Consider the following 18,617-nt stretch of genomic DNA (forward strand, 5'->3'; position numbering starts at 1 on the left):
GATAGTTTCTATCATTTCCTATCAAAATGAGCTACCATGAGTCGGACAGACGATGGAGCATTCATGGCAAAGCGGCCGACAATCACCGATCTCGCGCGCGCTTCCGGTTTCAGTGTCGCGACCGTCGATAGGGTGCTGAACAATCGCTTGCCGGTGCGCGAGGAAACGGCGCGCCGCGTCTACGAGGCCGCGACCGATATCGGCTATCACGCCGCCGGCCTGATCAAGCAGCGCATGCGCCAGGAACTGCCGGAATACCGTCTCGGTTTCCTGCTTCTGCGCGGCAACGACGTCTTCTACGGCGATTTCGCGCGCGAGCTGGAACTTGCGGTCTCGCAGTCGCAGCGCTTCCGCGGCACCGCGACGATCGACTTCGCCACGTCACTGGCGCCCGACGAGATCGCCGCCCAGATGCGCAAGCTGGCCGCGAAATCGAGGGCCATCGCCGTTGTCGGCCCGGACCATCCGACCCTGACCGCAGTCGTGGAGTCGCTGAAGGCGAGGGGACAACCGGTCTTTTCGCTGCTGTCCGACTTCGCCGCCGGCATCCGCGAGGGCTATGTCGGCCTCGACAACCGCAAGGTCGGCCGCACCGCGGCCTGGATGATCGCCAAGGCGGCGAAGAAGTCCGGCAAGGTCGCGCTTTTCGTCGGCAGCCACCGCTTCCACGGCCATGAATTGCGCGAGATCGGCTTCCGCTCCTATTTCCGCGAGCATGCCCCGGACTTCACCGTGATGGAGACGCTAGTCAATCTGGAAGCCAGCCAGGTGACGCATGATGCGATGCTCGATCTTCTGGCGCGACACCCGGATCTCGCCGGCTGCTATGTCGCCGGCGGCGGCATGGAAGGCGCGGTCGCTGCGCTCAGGACAGCAAAGCCGGCAGACATGCCCGTGGTCATCTGCAATGAGATCGACGCCACATCGCGCGCCGCACTTGCCGACAACATCCTCACCATGGTCATCTCGACGCCGCTTGCAGCGCTTTGCCGCGAGCTGGTCGGGCTAATGGCGCATGCCATCGAGAGCGGCGCCGCCAATGCGCCCGGCCAGACTTTTCTGCCCTTCGACATCTATCTGCCGGAAAATATTTAAGAGAATTCCCCGGGGATGGTGTGATCCATCAGCCTGATAGGATTCTTTCACGGTTTAAATTCGCTCTGGTTTCGCTCAAAGGCAGCGCGTCGGTTCCGCCACGACCTCCGCCCCGCGCGGCCAGCATCGAAAAACCGGCATGGTCATTCCGAATCGCCCTTGACGTCTCCCGGCGAAATGGAATAAATATTTCACCAACTAGGCATTTTGGTTCTTTCGTTCCGGAACGTCTGTTTCAAACGGAGGCCTTGGCGTTCCATTGCATGGCGGAACGCCGTCGGAGCGAGGACGCCGTCGGGAGAGATTCCCCGGGAAAACGGGGATTCCGGTTCAATCGGTGCAGCCGGACACCAAGTGGAGGAGAAACAAAATGAAGAAACTTATTTTGGGCGTCGCTTTTGCAGCGCTGATGAGTTCATCCGCTTTCGCCGCCAAGATCGGCGTGTCGATGGCCAAATTCGATGACAATTTCCTGACCGTGCTGCGCAACGGCATGATCGAGCAGGCCAAGGGCATGAACGGCGTCCAGCTGCAGGTCGAGGATGCGCAGAACGACGTCGCCAAGCAGCTCGACCAGATCAAGAACTTCGCCGCCTCGGGCGTCGACGCCATCATCGTCAACCCGGTCGACACCTCGGCTACGCAGGCGATGTCCGATGCCGCCGCCGCTGCCAAGATCCCGCTGGTCTATGTCAATCGCCAGCCGGTCAATGTCGATAAGCTGCCCGATAACCAGGCCTTCGTCGCTTCGAACGAGGCCGATTCCGGCACGCTCGAAACCAAGGAAATCTGCCGCCTGTTCAAGGAGGCCGGCAAGAAGGAAGCCAATGTCTATGTCATCATGGGCGAGCTTTCCAACCAGGCCGCCGTGCAGCGCACCAAGGACATCGACGACGTCATCGCCACGCCGGACTGCAGCTTCATCAAGATCATCGATAAGCAGACCTCGAACTGGGATCGCGACCAGGCCCAGAACCTGATGACCAATTGGCTTTCGACCGGCAAGCCGTTCGACGGCGTCATCGCCAACAATGACGAAAGCGCCATCGGCGCCATTCAGGCGATGAAGGCCGCCAACATCGACATGAAGTCGGTTGTCGTCGGCGGCGTCGATGCCACCCAGGATGCGCTTGCCGCCATGCAGGCCGGCGACCTCGATGCGACCGTGTTCCAGGACGCGGCCGGCCAAGGCAAGGGCGCGCTGGATGCGGCGCTGAAGCTGTCCAAGGGCGAAAAGGTCGAGCACAAGGTCTATGTCCCCTTCCAGCTCGTCACGCCCGCGAACATCGACAAGTTCCTGAAGAAGAACTGAGCCGCGGATATCGGAGCGGCGCTCGCTGGAGCAATTCCAGGAAAAGTGTGAAACGGTTTTCCGTCCGGAATTGCGACCAAATAAGGAGATAGAGCGGGTTGGCGTTTCTATGAAACGACGAACCGCTCTGGCGGCGCCGCTCCGTCGTCCTCGCGCCTTGAGGCGCGAGAGGCCACAGCGGCTGACGGAGGAAAAGACGTGTCACAGACATCCCATGGCGTCGGCGGGCTGGCCTATGATGCCAAGAAGCGCTCATGGCCGGCGGAGTTCAACGTCTTCCTGGCGCTCGTCATCCTTGTCGTCATCTTCGAACTGATCGGCCGGATTTTTCTCGGCGACAGTTTCCTGTTCAACACCCGCGAGAACGTTTCCGGAATCTTCAACGAAGCCCGCCTGCAGATCATCATCCTGCAGGTGTCGATCGTCGGCATCATCGCCATCGGCGTGACGCAGGTGATCATCACCGGCGGCATCGACCTGTCCTCGGGTTCTGTCGTCGGCGCGACCGCGATGATCGCCATGAGCTTCGCCCAGGTGGCGACGGTCAACGGCAACCCCAATCCCAAGGCGATGTTCCTGGCGCAGGGCTGGACCGACCTGCCGGTCATCGTGCCGGTGCTGGTCGCGATCGGCTGCGGCCTGCTGGCCGGCCTCGTCAACGGTTTGTTGATCGCCTACACCCGCATTCCGCCGTTCATCGCCACGCTCGGCATGATGATCACCGCGCGCGGCATCGCCAAATGGTGGTCCAAGGGCCAGCCGATTTCGTTTCCAACCGACAGTTTCGCCGCGATCAGCATCGGCGCGAGACCTGTCATCATCTTCCTGGCGCTGGCGGTGCTGTTCCAGCTGATCCTGACCTACACCCGATACGGCAAGCATTGTTACGCGATCGGCTCCAACGAGGACGCCGCGCGCATGTCCGGCATCAAGATCGCCAACCACAAGGTGCTGGTCTATGTCATCGCCGGCATCCTCGCCTCGCTCGCCGCGGTGGTTCTCTGTTCGAAGAACCTCACCGCCCAGTCCGGCATGGGCGTGATGTACGAGCTCGACGCCATCGCCATGGCGGTCATCGGCGGCGTCTCGCTGTCGGGCGGCCGCGGCTCGATCATCGGCACGGTGATCGGCGCGCTGATCTTCGGCGTCATCATCTCCGGTTTCACCTTCCTGCGCCTCGACGCCTATTACCAGGAGATGGTCAAGGGCGTGATCATCGTCGGCGCGGTGGTTCTGGACCAGTGGCGCCAACGCATGCGGGCATTGAGGGCTTGACCATGTCGGACATCGTCCTGAAGACCGAAAACCTGACCAAGCGCTATGGCGGCGTGCATGCGCTGGACGGCGCGAATTTCGAGCTGCGCAAGGGCGAGCATGTCGCCATCATGGGCGACAACGGCGCCGGCAAGTCGACCTTCGTGCGCCAGATCACCGCCGTCGAGCAGCGCACCGACGGCAAGATTTGGTTCGACGGCAAGGAAGTGAATTTCAACGGCCCGATCGAGGCGCGCGAGGCCGGCATCGAGACGGTGTTCCAGAACCTGGCGCTGGCCGACGACCTCGACGTGCCGTCGAACCTCTTCCTCGGCCGCGAGAAGGTGCTGTTCAACCTCGGCCCGTTCTCGATCCTCGACCGCAAGGCGATGCGCAGGGCGACCGAGGCGGCACTGGTGCGCACTGCGGTGAAGATACCCAACCTCTCCAGCACCATCCGCCACATGTCGGGCGGGCAGCGCCAGTGCGTGGCGATCGCCAGGACGGCGACCTTCGCCTCCAAGCTGATCATCATGGACGAGCCGACGGCCGCGCTCGGCGTGCAGGAGACGGCGCAGGTCGAAAACATCATCCGCACGCTCAAGGCTAATGGCGAGCCGCTGATCCTGATCAGCCACAACATGCGGCAGGTGTTCGATCTTTGCGATCGCATCGTCGTCTTCCGGCGCGGCCGCATCGTCGCCAATCTGCGCAAGGAGAACACCGACGGGCAGGATATCGTCGCCTACATCACCGGCGCCAAGACCGGAGAGGCGGAGCTCGCCGCCGCCTGACAGGTCTTGCGGCGGATCGGAAGCGATCCGCCGCGATCAGCAAATCCCCGTGCCCGAGAGGCACGGGAAAGTTTTCAGAACCACCCCTCAAAGGACATTCCATGACTCTCCGCTTCGCTCTTCTCGGCGCCGGCCGCATCGGCAAGGTGCATGCCCGCGCCGTCGGCTCGAACCCCGATGCAAAACTGGTCGCCGTCGCCGACGCCTTCGAGAAGGCGGCAACCGACCTGGCGTCTGCTTATGGCGCCGAGGTGCGCACGATCGATGCCATCGAGCAAGCCAAGGACATCGATGCCGTCATCATCTGCACGCCGACCGATACGCATGCCGATCTGATCGAGCGCTTCGCCAGAGCCGGCAAGGCGATCTTCTGCGAGAAGCCGATCGACCTCGACGTCGAGCGCGTCGAAAAATGCCTGGCCGTGGTCGAGAAGGCCAAGGCGACGCTGATGGTCGGCTTCAACCGCCGCTTCGACCCGCATTTCGCCGCCGTGCGCAAGGCGATCGACGACGGCGCCATCGGCGCCGTCGAGATGGTCACCATCACCTCGCGCGATCCGGGCGCGCCGCCGCTCGACTATATCGCCCGCTCCGGCGGCATTTTCCGCGACATGACCATCCATGATTTCGACATGGCGCGCTTCCTGCTCGGCGAGGAGCCTGTCGCGGTCAGCGCGCACGCCTCGGTGCTGGTCGACAAGAAAATCGGCGAGGCCGGAGATTTCGACTCGGTCAGCGTCATTCTGGAAACCGCGTCGGGCAAGCAGGCCGTCATCTCCAATTCGCGCCGCGCCACCTACGGCTACGACCAGCGCATCGAGGTGCATGGCTCCAAGGGCATGGTCGCGGCGGAGAACCAGCGGCCGGTGTCGATCGAGCTCGCCAACGACAAGGGCTACACGCGCCCGCCGCTGCACGATTTCTTCATGACCCGCTATCTCGACGCCTACGCCAACGAGATCGCCGCCTTCATCGCCGCTGCGACGTCGGGCAAGAAGGCCGCGCCGAGCGGCAAGGACGGGCTGATCGCGCTGAGGCTGGCCGATGCGGCGCTGGAATCGGCGAAGACGGGCAAGACGATCCGCATCGGCTAAACGCGCCCAAACCGTTGTTGTAGCGAACACACAGGAGCAGAGCGATGAACGGTTCAGCCGGTCGCAATTCACAAACGCGCGCCATCGTTACTGGCGGCGCGCAGGGCATCGGCTTCGCTGTCGCCGAGGCGCTGGCCGACGAGGGCTGCCGCGCGCTGGCGCTGATCGGCCGCTCGCAGGACAAGGGCGACAAGGCCGTCGCCGCGCTCAAGAAATCTGGCGTCGACGCCATCTTCATCAGTGCCGATGTCGCCAGCGTTGCCGACTGCAAGCGCGCGGTCGCAACGGCGATTTCCCACTTCGGCGCCATCAACGCGCTGGTCAACGCCGCCGCCACCTCGGCGCGGGGCTCGCTGGTCGAAACCGGCGAAGAGCTTTTCGACCAGATCTTCGCCACCAATGTGCGCGGCCCTTTCTTCCTGATGCAGGGCCTTGTCGCGCATCTGTTGGAACGCAAGGCGCCCGGCTCGATCGTCAATGTGCTGTCGATGTCGGCGCATGCCGGCCAGTCCTTCCTGACACCCTATTCGACCAGCAAGGGCGCGCTGATGACGCTGACCAAGAATGTCGCGAGCGCCTACCGGAAGAACCGCATCCGCTGCAACGCCGTGCTGCCAGGCTGGATGGACACCGAAGGCGAGGACATCGTGCAGAAGAAATGGCACGCAGCACCCGACGACTGGCTGGCAAAGGCCGAGGCTTCGCAGCCCATGGGCCAGCTGGTCAAGCCGGCGCAGCTCGCCCGGCTGATCACCTATATGCTCAGCCCGCAGGCCGGCGTCATGACCGGCTCGCTGGTCGACTACGACCAGAACATCGCCGGCGTGATCGGAGAGTAGCAGCTGGCTTCGGCGTAACGGTGCGCGGGCCTAGAGCCCCCATGTCTGTCGGTTGCCGCAGCGTTGCCTTTCCCTCATAGTTATAAATCCGAACAATCATGGGGGTGGAATGATGTCTGCGCCCGAACATACCAGTTGGACTGTCGCCGAGGCAAAAGCCCAGTTCGCCGAGGTTATCGAGCGGGCGCGGTACGCGCCGCAAACGATCATCGAAAACGGCAAACCAAGCGTGGTTGTCGTGTCGGCCGAAGAATGGCTTCGAAAGACCGGGCGAAAGGGTACGCTTGCGGAATTCCTGTTGGAATCACCACTGCGTGGTGCCGATTTGGACTTTGAACGTCAACACGACGAACTGCGTGATCTGCCGGTATGAATCGCTACTCACTTCGTCATCCACGGGCGGAGCAAGGAGCGAAGCGACGCGCGCAGACCCGAGGATCCATGCCGTTACTTTGAAGCGTCGCAGCGGCGCAGAATTTTGCTCGGATGCATTCCTCGGCCAAGGTCACGGAATGGATCCCAGGGTCTTCCGCGACGGAGCTTCGCTCCTGCTTCGCCCTGGGATGACGAAATCGCGAGGTTCGGCCATTCCGATTGGCTCTCATCACCCACGTGACAAACACCCCCGCATCGACTATATGAGCCGCATGATCAACCTGTCCGCCACCTATTGGTACTTTAGCAGCTCGCTGGCGGCGGGAGGATTACGCTCGATCTGAAGATTGCAGATCAAAAATCCGACAAGCCGCCAGACCTGGCGGCTTTTTTGTTTCAGCCGGCAGGTCTCCTAACCAGGAGCAGAAAGCCGTGTTGACCACCACCGACGACCTTCGGGTCACCGAAATCAGGGCGCTGAGCACGCCGGAACAAGTGATGCGCGAAATACCGCGCACGCTGACGGCAACGCGCACAATTGCCACGTCACGCAACGCCATCCATTCCATCTTGACCGGGGCCGACGATCGACTTGTTGTCATCGTCGGCCCTTGTTCCATCCACGATCCGGTCGCCGCCGTGGACTATGCCAGCCGTCTGGCGGCGCTGCGCGAGACCCTGGCCGACCGGCTCGAGATCGTCATGCGCGTCTATTTCGAGAAGCCGCGCACCACGGTCGGCTGGAAGGGCCTGATCAACGACCCCGACCTCGACGGCAGCTTCAACATCGAAAAGGGGCTGCGCATGGCGCGCAACGTGCTGTCGGCCGTCAACAATCTCGGCCTGCCAGCGGCGACCGAATTCCTCGACATGACCATCCCGCAATACATCGCCGATCTCGTCGCCTGGGGCGCCATCGGCGCTCGCACCACCGAAAGCCAGATCCACCGCGAGCTCGCCTCGGGGCTCTCCTGTCCGGTCGGCTTCAAGAACGGCACCGACGGCAATCTCAGAATTGCGGCGGAAGCGGTGAAGTCGGCCGCCCAGCCGCATCATTTCATGGCGGTGACCAAGGGCGGACGCAGCGCCATCGCGGCAACCACCGGCAACGAGGATTGCCATGTCATCCTGCGTGGCGGCATCCAGCCCAACTATGATGCGGCGAACGTGGAAGCGGCCGCCGCCGAGCTCGGCCGCATCGGCGTAGCGCCGCGGCTGATGATCGACGTCAGCCACGCCAACAGCGGCAAGAAGCCGGAAAACCAGCCGAAGGTGGCGGCCGACGTCGCTGGCCAGGTCGCGGCAGGCGACGAGCGCATCATCGGCGTCATGATCGAGAGCAATCTCGTCGCCGGACGCCAGGACGTGGTGGCCGGCAAGCCGCTCGTCTATGGCCAGAGCATCACCGACGGCTGCATCGATTGGGCGACCACCGAGACCGTGCTGCACGGCCTTGCCGGAGCCGTCGAGTGGCGCCGCTCGGCGCGGCGCGCCATGATGGATGACAACCGGCAGGGGGCCGCCTGACGCGACCACCGGTGCCGAAGGGCGGCGGATCACGCCGCCCTCAGTCCCTCCCATGCGGTGAACACCGAGACCGCGAACAAAAGCAGCCCGGCCGCCCGGCCGGCGACAGCGGTCGCGCGCGGATTGGCGACCAGCAGGTCGCGGCTGCGGCCGGCGGTGATCGCAAGCCCGCCATAGATGGCGGCCTGTGTAAGCACCGTCAGCAGCCCCATGACGGTCGCCTGCATCCAGATCGGACCGTAGGCGGGCTTCAGGAACTGCGGATAGACGGCTAGTACGAAAAGATAGGCCTTTGGATTGATCAGGCAGGTCACCAGCCCCTGGCGAAAGGCTTTCCAGGCGGTGCGGCTGCCGGCGGGCGCATTCTCGCCGACGGTAATGGAGCTGCGCATCAGCGTGATGCCGATGTAGGCCATGTAGGCGGCGCCGGCAATCAGCAGCGGCTTGAACAGGATCGGCACGAAATGCATGAGCAGCCCGACGCCGACGGCGCCGTTCAGCGTGTGCACCATGCCGCCCAGCATGATGCCGCCGGTGGCCGCCAATCCCCTGTCGCGGCCGCCGGTCAGCGCATTGGCCAGCACGAACAGCATGTCCATGCCCGGCACGGCGATGATGCCGAACAGCAGGATGAAGAACAGCCAGAGGTTTTCCGTGTAGCTCATGTCAGTTGCCTGGCGTCTCGCACGGCGAAGCCGCAGCCGAATCTGTTGATTTTCAATTTGATAGGCAGGCCGTATAGGTGATCCCAACTGACGGTGTAGTGTCAGTTGCCTTCGAGCTTGAGTGAAGAAATGCGCAAGGCGTCGCGCCTGTTCGAGATCATCCAGATCCTGCGGCTGGCCAGGAAGCCGGTGACGGCGGCAATGATCGCCGAGCGACTTGAGGTGACGGTGCGCTCCGTCTATCGCGACATCGCCGCGTTGCAGGCAATGCGCCTGCCGATCGAGGGCGGCCGCGGCATCGGCTACATCCTGCGCCCCGGCTTCGACCTGCCGCCACTGATGTTTTCGATCGAGGAGATGGAGGCGATCGTGCTGTCGCTGGCGCTGCTGGAACGCACCGGCGACGACGAGCTGAAGCAGGCCGCAAAGCGCGTCGGCGCCAAGATCGCCGGCGCGGTGCCGCCACCTTTGCGGCAGACGCTCGATGCCAACGCGCTTCACGCTTGGGGTTTTGCTGCGCCTTCCGCGTCGGCCGTCGATCTCGCCCTGGTCCGCCGCGCCATCCGTGACGAGGAGAAGCTCGACCTCTCCTATCGCGATGAAGCAGGTCGTTTGACCCGGCGCATCATCCGCCCGATCGCGCTGATCTATTATGCCGAGACAGCAAACACCGTTGCCTGGTGCGAACTCCGCCAGGCCATCCGCAATTTCCGCAGCGACCGCATCGATGGCTGCCAGCCGACCGGCCTATTGTTCAAGGGCGAAGGCGACCGGTTGCGGCAGATGTGGGTCGACGGCTGGGAGATCAACGCGCCGGCAGGCGGCAACTAAGCACATCGCAGGTCGCATGCTTTGGAGATTGGCCCAAACGTCCATCGGTTCGTCATCCTAGGGCGAAGCAAGGAGCGAAGCGACGCGCGCAGACCCTAGGATCCATTCCGTGACGCTAAGGCGTTGCAACGGTTACAGAATTCTGCACCGTTGCAATTTAGGTCATAGGTCACGGAATGGATCCTCGGGTCAAGCCCGAGGATGACGACGTTGGGGGAGGCTTCAGCCAATTGCGAATGTTTGGGATGGTTCACTGAGATGAACGATGGAATCTTGTCTGCGGAGAAAGCCGGCACCTTCTTCGTGTCGGCGAACGACGTGAATCACCTCACATCCATCCAGCGCTGTTCCTGGAAAGACCTCGCCATCGCATGCACGGTGCGCTCGATCTCCAGCCCTTCATCGAAGTCGATGATCCGCGCCGGCTTGCCGGCAATCCGGGTCAAGAGCTCGCGGCATTCGATCATCTTGAGGTCGTTGAAGCCCAGCCCATGGCCCGGCGCCGGCAGGAAGGAGTCGTAGGGCTTGTGGTGCGGCGCCACCAGCACGGTGCGGTAGCCTTGCTCCGTCGGCCGGTCGGCGGTGAGGTAGAGCTGGAATTCGTTCATCCGCTCCTGGTCGTAGAGGATCGAGCCTTTCGAGCCGAAGATCTGGATGGCGATGCGGCCCTTGCGGCCCCAGGCCGAGCGGTTGACCAAGAGCGTGCCGGCGACGCCGTTTTCGAGATGCATCAGCACGCTGGCGATGTCGTAGGTTTCGACCGCGCGGCGCCCGCCCGAAGCGACCTTGCGGTCCGCATAGGGCTTGGCCATGTCGCACATCACGCGCGAAACACGGCCGAACAGCACCTTGATCAGCGACAGCGGATGCACGGCGAAATCGTCGAGCGCGCCATAGCCGGAGGCAGCCTCATGCTTCCAGAAGAACAGCGCTTCGGGATCGGCCATGAAATCCTCGTCCATCTCGATGCGCAGCAAATTGACGTCGCCGATCACCTTCTCCTCGAGCAGCGCGCCGATATGGCGGATGGCGGGGTTCTGGATGTAGTTGTAGCCGAGCACGGCGACCTTGCCGGATGCCTTCGCCGCCTTGGCCATCGCCTCGGCCTCGGCGAAGCTCGGCGCCATCGGCTTTTCGCACCACAGATGTTTGCCGGCTTCGAGGATGGCGATGGCCATTTCCGGATGGAACTGGTTGGGCGTGGTCAAGGAAACGACATCGACTTCCGGGTCGTTGACGACGGCGCGCCAGTCGCCGGAACCCCTGGCGAAGCCGAACTCGCGGGCCTTGCGCCTGGCGAGGTCGTCATTGATCTCGCCGAGATGCACCAGTCGCGGCTTGGGCACATCGGGAAAGACCGTGCCGACCGCGTTCCAGGCAATCGCGTGGCACTTGCCCATGAAGCCCGTACCGATGAGGCCCACTCCGACCATGTCGATGTCTCCGATGAAGGGGAAGGAATTCTGTATGGATGAGTTAGTCCATTTCCGGAGGGAATGGAACGTCCAAATCATTTTTTATGGTGTTCTTGCGCAAACTTGCTATGATGGGGCAGGAGAAGACATCGGCAGATGAGCGGGGGCGAAGCGACGATGGACGAACGGGTGCCTCGCGACTTCGAGACGCTGCGCGCGACGATCCTGGAGCGCCGCCATAACCTGCCCAAGCGCATCGCCCAGATTGCTGCCTACGCCCTCGACAATCCCGACGACATCGCCTTCGGCACGGCCGCCAGCATCGCCGCCTCGGCCGGCGTCCAGCCCTCCACGCTGATCCGTTTTGCCCAGCAGCTCGGCTTCGACGGCTTCACCAGCCTGCAGCAGGTGTTTCGCGAGCGCCTGCGCGAACGCAATTCCTCTTATGACGAGCGATTGGCGGCCTTGCGCGCCAAGGCCGAGGAAGGGGCTGGGCACCGGGCGATCTTCGACGGCTTTGTCGCCGCCGCCAGCACCTCGCTCAACGATATTTCGCGGGCGCTCAACGACGCACATTTCGAGGAAGCGATTGCGCTGCTGGCCAAAGCCGAGACCATCTACCTGCTGGCCAAGCGCCGCTCCTATCCGGTGGCGTCATACATCGCCTACGCCCTGGGCAAGCTGAAGATCCGCAACCAGCTGATCGAGTCGGCCGCCGGACTGAATGCCGAGATGATCGGCTTCGCCACGCCGAGGGACGCCGTCATCGCCATCAGCTTCTCGCCTTATGCGCCGGCGACCATCGAGGAGACGCGCTCGATCGCCGAGCAGGGCGTTCCGATCGTCGCCATCACCGACTCCTCGTTCTCGCCGCTCGCCCAGTTCGCAAAAGTCTGGTTCGAGGTCGCCGAGGCCGATTTCGGCGGCTTCCGCTCCTTGTCGGCGACGATGGCGCTGGCCATGGCGCTAACGGTTGCCGTTGGCGAGAAGCGGCGCGACGCCGGCCGCAAGCGCAAGGCCTGAACGGCCTCGCATCCGCCTTTTTCGGTCGGGGAACGCTCATTCCATATTGACTATGGATTGGAATTATTATTTCATATTGCCGGCGCCACGTTGCCGCTCGCGCGTGTTACCCACAACAACGTTGCTCGATACAACAAGGCCGATGGGAGGTTCGAATGGGCGAAGCCGTGGAAGCGAAACCGCTCGACGTCATCACCATCGGCCGCGCCTCGGTCGACCTCTACGGCCAGCAGATCGGCTCGCGGCTGGAGGACATCACCTCCTTCGCCAAGTCGATCGGCGGCTGCCCGGCCAACATCTCGGTCGGCACCGCCAGGCTCGGATTGCGCTCGGCGCTGCTCACCCGCGTCGGCGACGAGCAGATGGGCCGCTTCATCCGCGAGCAACTCCGGCGCGAAGGCGTTTCGGTCGACGGCCTGAAGACCGACAAGGAGCGGCTGACCGCGCTTGTGCTGCTGTCGGTCGAGAGCGAAGGCGTCTCGCCGATGATCTTCTATCGCACCGATTGCGCCGACATGGCGTTGGCGGAAGAGGATATCGACGAGGCGTTCATCGCCTCGGCACGCGCGGTTGTCGTCACCGGCACGCATTTCTCGCGTCCCAATTCCGATGCCGCCCAGCGCAAGGCGATCCGCATCATGAAGGCCAAAGGCGGCAAGGTGGTGTTCGACATCGACTACCGTCCGAACCTCTGGGGCCTTGCCGGCCATGCCGAGGGTTTTGAGCGCTACGTCAAGTCGGACCGCGTCTCGGCGCAGCTGAGGACGGTGCTGCCCGATTGCGACCTCATCGTCGGCACTGAGGAAGAGATCATGATCGCCTCGGGCGCCGACGATTGCCTGAGCGCGCTGAAGACCATCCGCGCGCTGTCCCCGGCCACCATTGTGCTCAAGCGCGGCGCCATGGGCTGCATCGTTTATGACGGACCGATCAGCGACGATCTCGAGGACGGCGTCGTCGGCAAGGGTTTTCCGATCGAGGTCTATAACGTGCTTGGCGCCGGCGACGCCTTCATGTCGGGCTTCCTGCGCGGCTGGCTCGGCGGCGAAAGTTTTGCCACGGCCGCGACCTGGGCCAATGCCTGCGGCGCCTTCGCGGTGTCGCGCCTGCTCTGCGCGCCGGAATATCCGACCTTCGAGGAGCTGCAGTTCTTCTTGAAGCAAGGCAGCAGGCATCTGGCGCTGCGCAAGGACGAGGCGATCAACCACATCCACTGGGCCACCACGCGCCGGCGCGACATTCCCTCGCTGATGGCGCTGGCCTGCGACCACCGCGTCCAGCTGGAGGATGTGGCGGCTAAGGTCGGGGCCGATTCATCACGCATCGCCGATTTCAAGGTGCTGACCGTCAAGGCGGCGGCAAGGATTGCCGCCGGCCGCGACGGCTACGGCATGCTGCTCGACGAGAAATACGGCCGCGACGCGATGTTCGAATTCGCCCGCCATCCCTTCGCCTGGCTTGGCCGTCCGGTCGAACTGCCAGGCTCGCGGCCGCTGCGTTTTGAATTCTCGCAGGACATCGGCTCGCAGCTCGCCGAGTGGCCGGTCGAGCACTGCATCAAGTGCCTGTGCTTCTATCATCCGGACGATCCTGAGGCGCTGAAGCTGGAGCAGCAGCAGAAGCTGCTCAGCCTGTTCGAAGCCGCGCGCAAGGTCGGCCGCGAACTGCTGGTCGAGATCATCGCCGGCAAGCATGGCAAGCTCGACGACACCACCGTTCCGCGTGCGCTGGAGGAACTCTATGCGCTGGGCATCAAGCCCGACTGGTGGAAGCTGGAGCCGCAGGCCTCCGCCGGCGCCTGGGCGAAGATCGAAGCGGTGATCCTGAAGAACGACCCCTGGTGCCGCGGCGTCGTGCTGCTCGGGCTGGAGGCGCCGCAGGACGAGCTGGTCGCCGCCTTCGCCGCCACCGCAAATGCACCAATCGTCAAAGGCTTCGCCGTCGGCCGCACCATCTTCATCAACGCCGCCGAACAATGGCTGGCCGGCAGGATGTCGGATGACGAGGCTGTCGCCGACATGGCATCGCGCTTCGAGCAGCTGACCGAGGCATGGCTTGCCGCGCGCGGCCGTAAGGCAGCATAAGAAGACCGCTGAAGGACTGCGGAGGAGACACCATGAGCAAGACCGTTCGCCTGACGATGGCGCAGGCGCTGACCCGCTTTCTGTCGCGCCAGATGACCGAGATCGACGGCAGGAAGATACCGATCTTCGGCGGCGTCTGGGCGATCTTCGGCCATGGCAACGTCGCTGGTGTCGGCGAGGCGCTCTATCAGCTGCGCGAAGAATTGCCGACCTTCCGCGCCCATAACGAGCAGGCGATGGCGCATGCGGCGATCGCCTATGCCAAGGCGAATTTCCGCCGCCGCTTCATGGCGGCCACCAGCTCGATCGGCCCCGGCGCGCTGAACATGGTGACGGCGGCGGCGCTGGCGCACGTAAACCGGTTACCCGTCCTGTTTTTGCCGGGCGATGTCTTCGCCAACCGGCTGCCCGACCCTGTGCTGCAGCAGGCCGAGGACTTCTCCGACGGCACGGCGAGCGTCAATGACTGCTTCCGCCCGGTATCGCGCTATTTCGACCGCATCACGCGGCCGGAGCAGATCATCCCGGCGCTCAACCGTGCCATGCAGGTGCTGACCGATCCGGCCGAATGCGGCCCGGTGACGCTTTCGCTCTGCCAGGACGTGCAGGCTGAAGCTTACGATTATCCCGAAAGCCTGTTTGCCGAACGCGTCTGGACGCCGCGTAGAATTCGTCCCGATCGCCGAGAGCTGACCGCCGCCGTCGCGGCGCTGAAGGGCGCGAAAAAGCCGCTGGTGATCGCCGGCGGCGGCGTCCTCTATTCGCAGGCTTCGGGCGAGCTGGCGAAGCTGGTGCAGGGCGCCGGCATTCCGGTCTGCGAGACGCAGGGCGGCAAATCCTCGCTGCCGGATGATCATCCGCTCAACATGGCGGCGGTCGGCGTCACAGGCACGTCGGCCGCCAACCGGCTGGCGGAAGAGGCCGACGTGGTGCTCGCCGTCGGCACGCGCCTGCAGGATTTCACCACCGGATCGTGGGCGCTGTTCAAGAACTCCGGCCGCACCATCATCGGCCTGAACACGCAAGGTTTCGATGCCGGCAAGCACTGGGCGCTGCCACTGGTTTGCGATGCCGCCGAAGGTCTTGTCGAACTCGGTGCCGCGCTGGGAGACTGGAAGGCGCCGAGCGCCTGGACCGACAATGCACTGAACGGCAAGAAGGACTGGCAGGCTGCTGCCGCCAAGGTGACCGCCTCGACCAATGCGGCCTACCCTTCCGACGCGCAGGTGATCGGCGTCGTGCAGCGCGCCATGGGCTCGGGCGTCACCTTGCTGCACGCCGCCGGCGGCCTGCCGGGCGAATTGCACAAGCTCTGGCAGGCGGGCGCGCCCGGCTCCTACCACGCCGAATACGGCTTCTCGACCATGGGCTATGAGATCGCCGGCGGCCTCGGCGCCAAGATGGCCAGACCCGACCAGGAAGTCGTCGTCATGATCGGCGACGGCTCCTATCTGATGCTCAATTCCGAGATCGCCACCTCGGTGATGCTAGGCCTCAAGCTCACCATCGTGCTGCTCGACAACCGCGGCTATGGCTGCATCAACCGGCTGCAGATGGCGACAGGCGGGGCCAACTTCAACAACCTCCTGAAGGACGCCCGCCACGAGGTAATGCCCGACATCGACTTCGCCGCCCACGCGGCAAGCCTCGGCGCCATATCCGAGAAGGTCGCGTCGATCGCCGAACTGGAAACGGCGCTCGCCAAGGCGAAGAACAATGAGAGGACCACGGTGCTGGTCATCGACACCGATCCGCTGGTCTCGACCGAAGCCGGGGGGCACTGGTGGGACGTCGCCGTGCCGGAAGTCTCGACGCGCCCCCAGGTCAACGCCGCACGCAAGAAATATGAGGAAGCCCTGGGCGACCGCCAAGGCTGAGCCTCGCAACCGACTGAAGCTGGAGTGACGACTTGAAAGCCAAACTGGGCATGTCCCCCATCGCGTGGTGGAATGACGATCTCGTGGAATTGAGCGATGACGTGTCGCTGGAGGAGTGCCTGCGCCAGTCGCGTTCGGCGGGCTTCACCGGCATGGAAATGGGCCGCCGCTTCCCCAACGACCCGAAGGTGATGCTGCCGATCCTCAAAGCGGCCGACGTCACGCTTTGCGGCGGCTGGTTCTCCGGCACGCTGGTCGACGAGGACATGGCCAAGAACAAGGATCGCATCCAGCCGATGATCGACCTGTTCAAGGCAGTCGACGCGCCCTGCATCGTCTATGGCGAAGTCGGCCGCTCCATCCAGGGTGACCGCTCTAAGCCTTTGGCCACCAAGCCGAAACTTTCAGACGACGAGATGAAGGCCTATGGCCGCCGCGTCACCGAATTCGGCGAATGGTGCGCCGACCAGGGCATGCCGCTCTCCTACCACCACCACATGGCGGCGGTGGTCGAGACCGAGCCGGAGCTCGACGCCTTCATGCGCCATTCCGGCGAAGGCATTCCGCTCTTGCTCGACGCCGGGCATCTCGCCTTTGCCGGCGGCGACGTGCTGCGCGCCATCGACAACCACCACAAGCGCATCAACCACGTGCATGTGAAGGACGTGCGCATGGCCGTGATCGACGGGCTCGACCGCACCAAACAGTCCTTCCTAGATGCCGTGGCGCTCGGCGCCTTCACCGTTCCGGGCGACGGCTCGCTCGATTTCGGCGCCATCGTCCAGCGCTTCGCCGACCATGGTTATGAAGGCTGGTTCGTCGTCGAGGCCGAGCAGGATCCGAAGAAGAACCCGCCGCTGAAGATGGCTGAGGTCGGCCACAGGGAACTGATGCGGGTGATGACGGCAGCCGGCTACACGGTGGAGACGCAAGGGTTTCCGAATGCATGACCGCTGGATCGGACGCCGCCGGCGGCCTATCTGAGCACAGGTCCGCTGAACCTCGGATGGCGCGATGAAAGACTATGAGCACCCCTTCTTCCGGCCGCTGTGGCGGCGCGTTGTCGTCGTCGCCGTCTGCCTGGTCTGGTCGGTGATCGAGTTCGCCTCCGGCACGCCCTTCTGGGGCGTCATCGCGCTCGGCTTCGCCGGTTATGCGGTGTGGCAGTTCTTCTATCTCTACAAGCCGGCCGAGGAGAAGGCTGACCCCGAACCGAAGGAATGAAGCGGTCGATGGGCTGGAGGGTTCACGGATCGGACAGCGCATGGCGCATCGATTGCGTTGACGATTGGCTGAAATGCCTCTCACTTCGTCATCCACGGGCGAAGCAAGGAGCGAAGCGACGCAGCGCAGACCCGAGGATCCATTCCGTAACTTCGAAGCAGCCGCTGCGGTACGGAATTCTGCTCCGCTGCGCCTTCGACTGAGGGAACGGAATGGATCCTAGGGTCTTCGCGACGGAGCTTCGCTCCTGCTCCGCCCTAGGATGACGAGGTTGGATGGCCTGCATCCATCAGAGCCAATGTCGAGGAAATTAGGAGAGACAAAAATGTCGAAACTGCTCGTCAAGGCCGATAAGGGCCACGGCCACGTCGCTCATGTCACCCCGCAAAGCGCCGGCTGGACCTATGTCGGTTTCGATCTCCATCGGCTGCGGCCGGGCGAGACAGCTTCGGGCGAGACGGGCGACCGCGAGGTCTGTCTGGTCTTCGTCACCGGCAAGGGCAAGGCGTCGGCCGGCGGCAAGGATCTCGGCCTGCTCGGCGAACGCATGTCGCCGTTCGAGGGCAAGCCGTGGTCGGTCTATGTGCCGGAAGGCTCGGATTGGTCGGTCACCGCCGACACCGGGCTGGAGCTCGCCGTCTGCTCGGCGCCAGGCCTGGGCGGCGGGTTGCCGGTTCGTGTCATCGGCCCGGACGATCTCGGCCAGGAGGTGCGTGGCAAGGGCACCAACACACGCTACGTCACCAACATCCTGCCCGAGGGCAAGCCGGCCGACTCGCTGCTGGTGGTCGAGGTCATCACGCCGGGCGGCCACACCTCGAGCTATCCGCCGCACAAGCACGACCAGGACAATCTCCCGGTAGAATCCTATCTCGAGGAGACCTACTACCATCGCCTCAACCCGCCGCAGGGCTTTGCCTTCCAGCGCGTCTATACCGATGCCGACAGGAACGGCGTGCGCGATCTGGACGAGGCGATGGCGATCGAGGATGGCGACGTCGTGCTGGTGCCCAAGGGCTATCACCCTTGCGCGGCCTGCCACGGCTACGATCTCTACTATCTCAATGTCATGGCCGGCCCGAAGCGGACATGGAAATTCCACAACGCGGCCGAGCACGAATGGTTGATGAAGGCCTGACCGGGTTCTTTCGTTCCCGCCGAAACCATTGGTCCAGCGCGGAAAAATGGTCGGCTAACGACCGCACGGC

Annotated in this window: 17 protein-coding genes; 15 read left to right on the plus strand and 2 right to left on the minus strand. The window is 63.7% G+C overall.

Going from position 1 to position 18,617, the window contains the following annotated elements:
• Positions 1-63: 63 nt before the first annotated feature.
• The 8 genes from FJ974_RS02635 (at position 64) to FJ974_RS02670 (ending at position 8,290) form a co-directional block, all read left to right on the plus strand.
• Positions 64-1,095 (plus strand): LacI family DNA-binding transcriptional regulator, encoded by a 1,032-nt coding sequence (locus FJ974_RS02635; RefSeq protein ID WP_140530999.1) that lies wholly within the window; start codon positions 64-66, stop codon positions 1,093-1,095.
• 370 nt (positions 1,096-1,465) lie between these two features.
• A complete protein-coding gene (locus tag FJ974_RS02640) occupies positions 1,466-2,407 on the plus strand; it encodes a sugar ABC transporter substrate-binding protein (RefSeq protein WP_140530996.1) in 942 nt (313 codons plus the stop codon).
• Between the two features lie 198 nt (positions 2,408-2,605).
• Positions 2,606-3,682 (plus strand): ABC transporter permease, encoded by a 1,077-nt coding sequence (locus FJ974_RS02645; protein ID WP_140530994.1) that lies wholly within the window; start codon positions 2,606-2,608, stop codon positions 3,680-3,682.
• A 2-nt stretch (positions 3,683-3,684) separates the two neighbouring features.
• Entirely contained in the window at positions 3,685-4,455 is a 771-nt protein-coding gene (locus FJ974_RS02650) for an ATP-binding cassette domain-containing protein (protein ID WP_140530991.1), read from the plus strand.
• A 101-nt stretch (positions 4,456-4,556) separates the two neighbouring features.
• Positions 4,557-5,549 carry an inositol 2-dehydrogenase gene (gene iolG / locus FJ974_RS02655; protein WP_140530989.1) on the plus strand — a complete coding sequence of 331 codons (993 nt, stop codon included), beginning with the start codon at positions 4,557-4,559 and terminating at the stop codon, positions 5,547-5,549.
• Positions 5,550-5,593: 44 nt separating this feature from the next.
• A complete protein-coding gene (locus FJ974_RS02660; protein WP_140530986.1) occupies positions 5,594-6,388 on the plus strand; it encodes an SDR family oxidoreductase in 795 nt (264 codons plus the stop codon).
• A 109-nt stretch (positions 6,389-6,497) separates the two neighbouring features.
• The gene (locus FJ974_RS02665; RefSeq protein WP_140530983.1) at positions 6,498-6,761 is read left to right on the plus strand and encodes a type II toxin-antitoxin system Phd/YefM family antitoxin; all 264 of its coding nucleotides are present in this window, start codon (positions 6,498-6,500) and stop codon (positions 6,759-6,761) included.
• A gap of 434 nt (positions 6,762-7,195) precedes the next feature.
• Positions 7,196-8,290 (plus strand): 3-deoxy-7-phosphoheptulonate synthase, encoded by a 1,095-nt coding sequence (locus FJ974_RS02670; RefSeq protein ID WP_140530981.1) that lies wholly within the window; start codon positions 7,196-7,198, stop codon positions 8,288-8,290.
• 29 nt (positions 8,291-8,319) lie between these two features.
• Here the strand turns inward: FJ974_RS02670 and FJ974_RS02675 are convergent, their stop codons facing one another.
• On the minus strand, positions 8,320-8,955 hold the full coding sequence (locus FJ974_RS02675) for a LysE family translocator (RefSeq protein WP_140530978.1): 636 nt from the start codon (positions 8,953-8,955) through the stop codon (positions 8,320-8,322).
• A gap of 129 nt (positions 8,956-9,084) precedes the next feature.
• On the opposite strand from FJ974_RS02675, the gene FJ974_RS02680 reads away from it, so the two are divergent.
• Positions 9,085-9,786 (plus strand): helix-turn-helix transcriptional regulator, encoded by a 702-nt coding sequence (locus FJ974_RS02680; RefSeq protein ID WP_140530976.1) that lies wholly within the window; start codon positions 9,085-9,087, stop codon positions 9,784-9,786.
• 323 nt (positions 9,787-10,109) lie between these two features.
• Here FJ974_RS02680 and FJ974_RS02685 read toward each other — a convergent pair whose 3' ends face one another.
• Positions 10,110-11,219, minus strand: coding sequence for a Gfo/Idh/MocA family protein (locus FJ974_RS02685; protein ID WP_140530973.1), 1,110 nt, complete (start codon positions 11,217-11,219; stop codon positions 10,110-10,112).
• A 159-nt stretch (positions 11,220-11,378) separates the two neighbouring features.
• Between FJ974_RS02685 and FJ974_RS02690 the strand changes: the two genes are divergently transcribed.
• The 6 genes from FJ974_RS02690 to iolB all read left to right on the plus strand — a co-directional run bounded on the left by FJ974_RS02690 (position 11,379) and on the right by iolB (position 18,547).
• Entirely contained in the window at positions 11,379-12,224 is an 846-nt protein-coding gene (locus tag FJ974_RS02690) for a MurR/RpiR family transcriptional regulator (RefSeq protein WP_181177041.1), read from the plus strand.
• 155 nt (positions 12,225-12,379) lie between these two features.
• A complete protein-coding gene (locus FJ974_RS02695; RefSeq protein WP_140530968.1) occupies positions 12,380-14,308 on the plus strand; it encodes a bifunctional 5-dehydro-2-deoxygluconokinase/5-dehydro-2-deoxyphosphogluconate aldolase in 1,929 nt (642 codons plus the stop codon).
• 32 nt (positions 14,309-14,340) lie between these two features.
• On the plus strand, positions 14,341-16,185 hold the full coding sequence (iolD, locus tag FJ974_RS02700) for a 3D-(3,5/4)-trihydroxycyclohexane-1,2-dione acylhydrolase (decyclizing) (RefSeq protein ID WP_140530965.1): 1,845 nt from the start codon (positions 14,341-14,343) through the stop codon (positions 16,183-16,185).
• 32 nt (positions 16,186-16,217) lie between these two features.
• Entirely contained in the window at positions 16,218-17,135 is a 918-nt protein-coding gene (gene iolE, locus FJ974_RS02705; RefSeq protein WP_140530963.1) for a myo-inosose-2 dehydratase, read from the plus strand.
• 64 nt (positions 17,136-17,199) lie between these two features.
• Positions 17,200-17,409, plus strand: a complete 210-nt coding sequence (locus tag FJ974_RS02710; RefSeq protein ID WP_140530960.1) for a DUF3329 domain-containing protein — start codon at positions 17,200-17,202, stop codon at positions 17,407-17,409.
• Positions 17,410-17,734: 325 nt separating this feature from the next.
• Entirely contained in the window at positions 17,735-18,547 is an 813-nt protein-coding gene (gene iolB / locus FJ974_RS02715; RefSeq protein ID WP_140530958.1) for a 5-deoxy-glucuronate isomerase, read from the plus strand.
• The last annotated feature ends 70 nt before the right edge of the window (positions 18,548-18,617 follow it).

Origin of the sequence: Mesorhizobium sp. B1-1-8, from assembly GCF_006442795.2 — a bacterium.
In the GTDB taxonomy this organism is placed as follows: domain Bacteria; phylum Pseudomonadota; class Alphaproteobacteria; order Rhizobiales; family Rhizobiaceae; genus Mesorhizobium.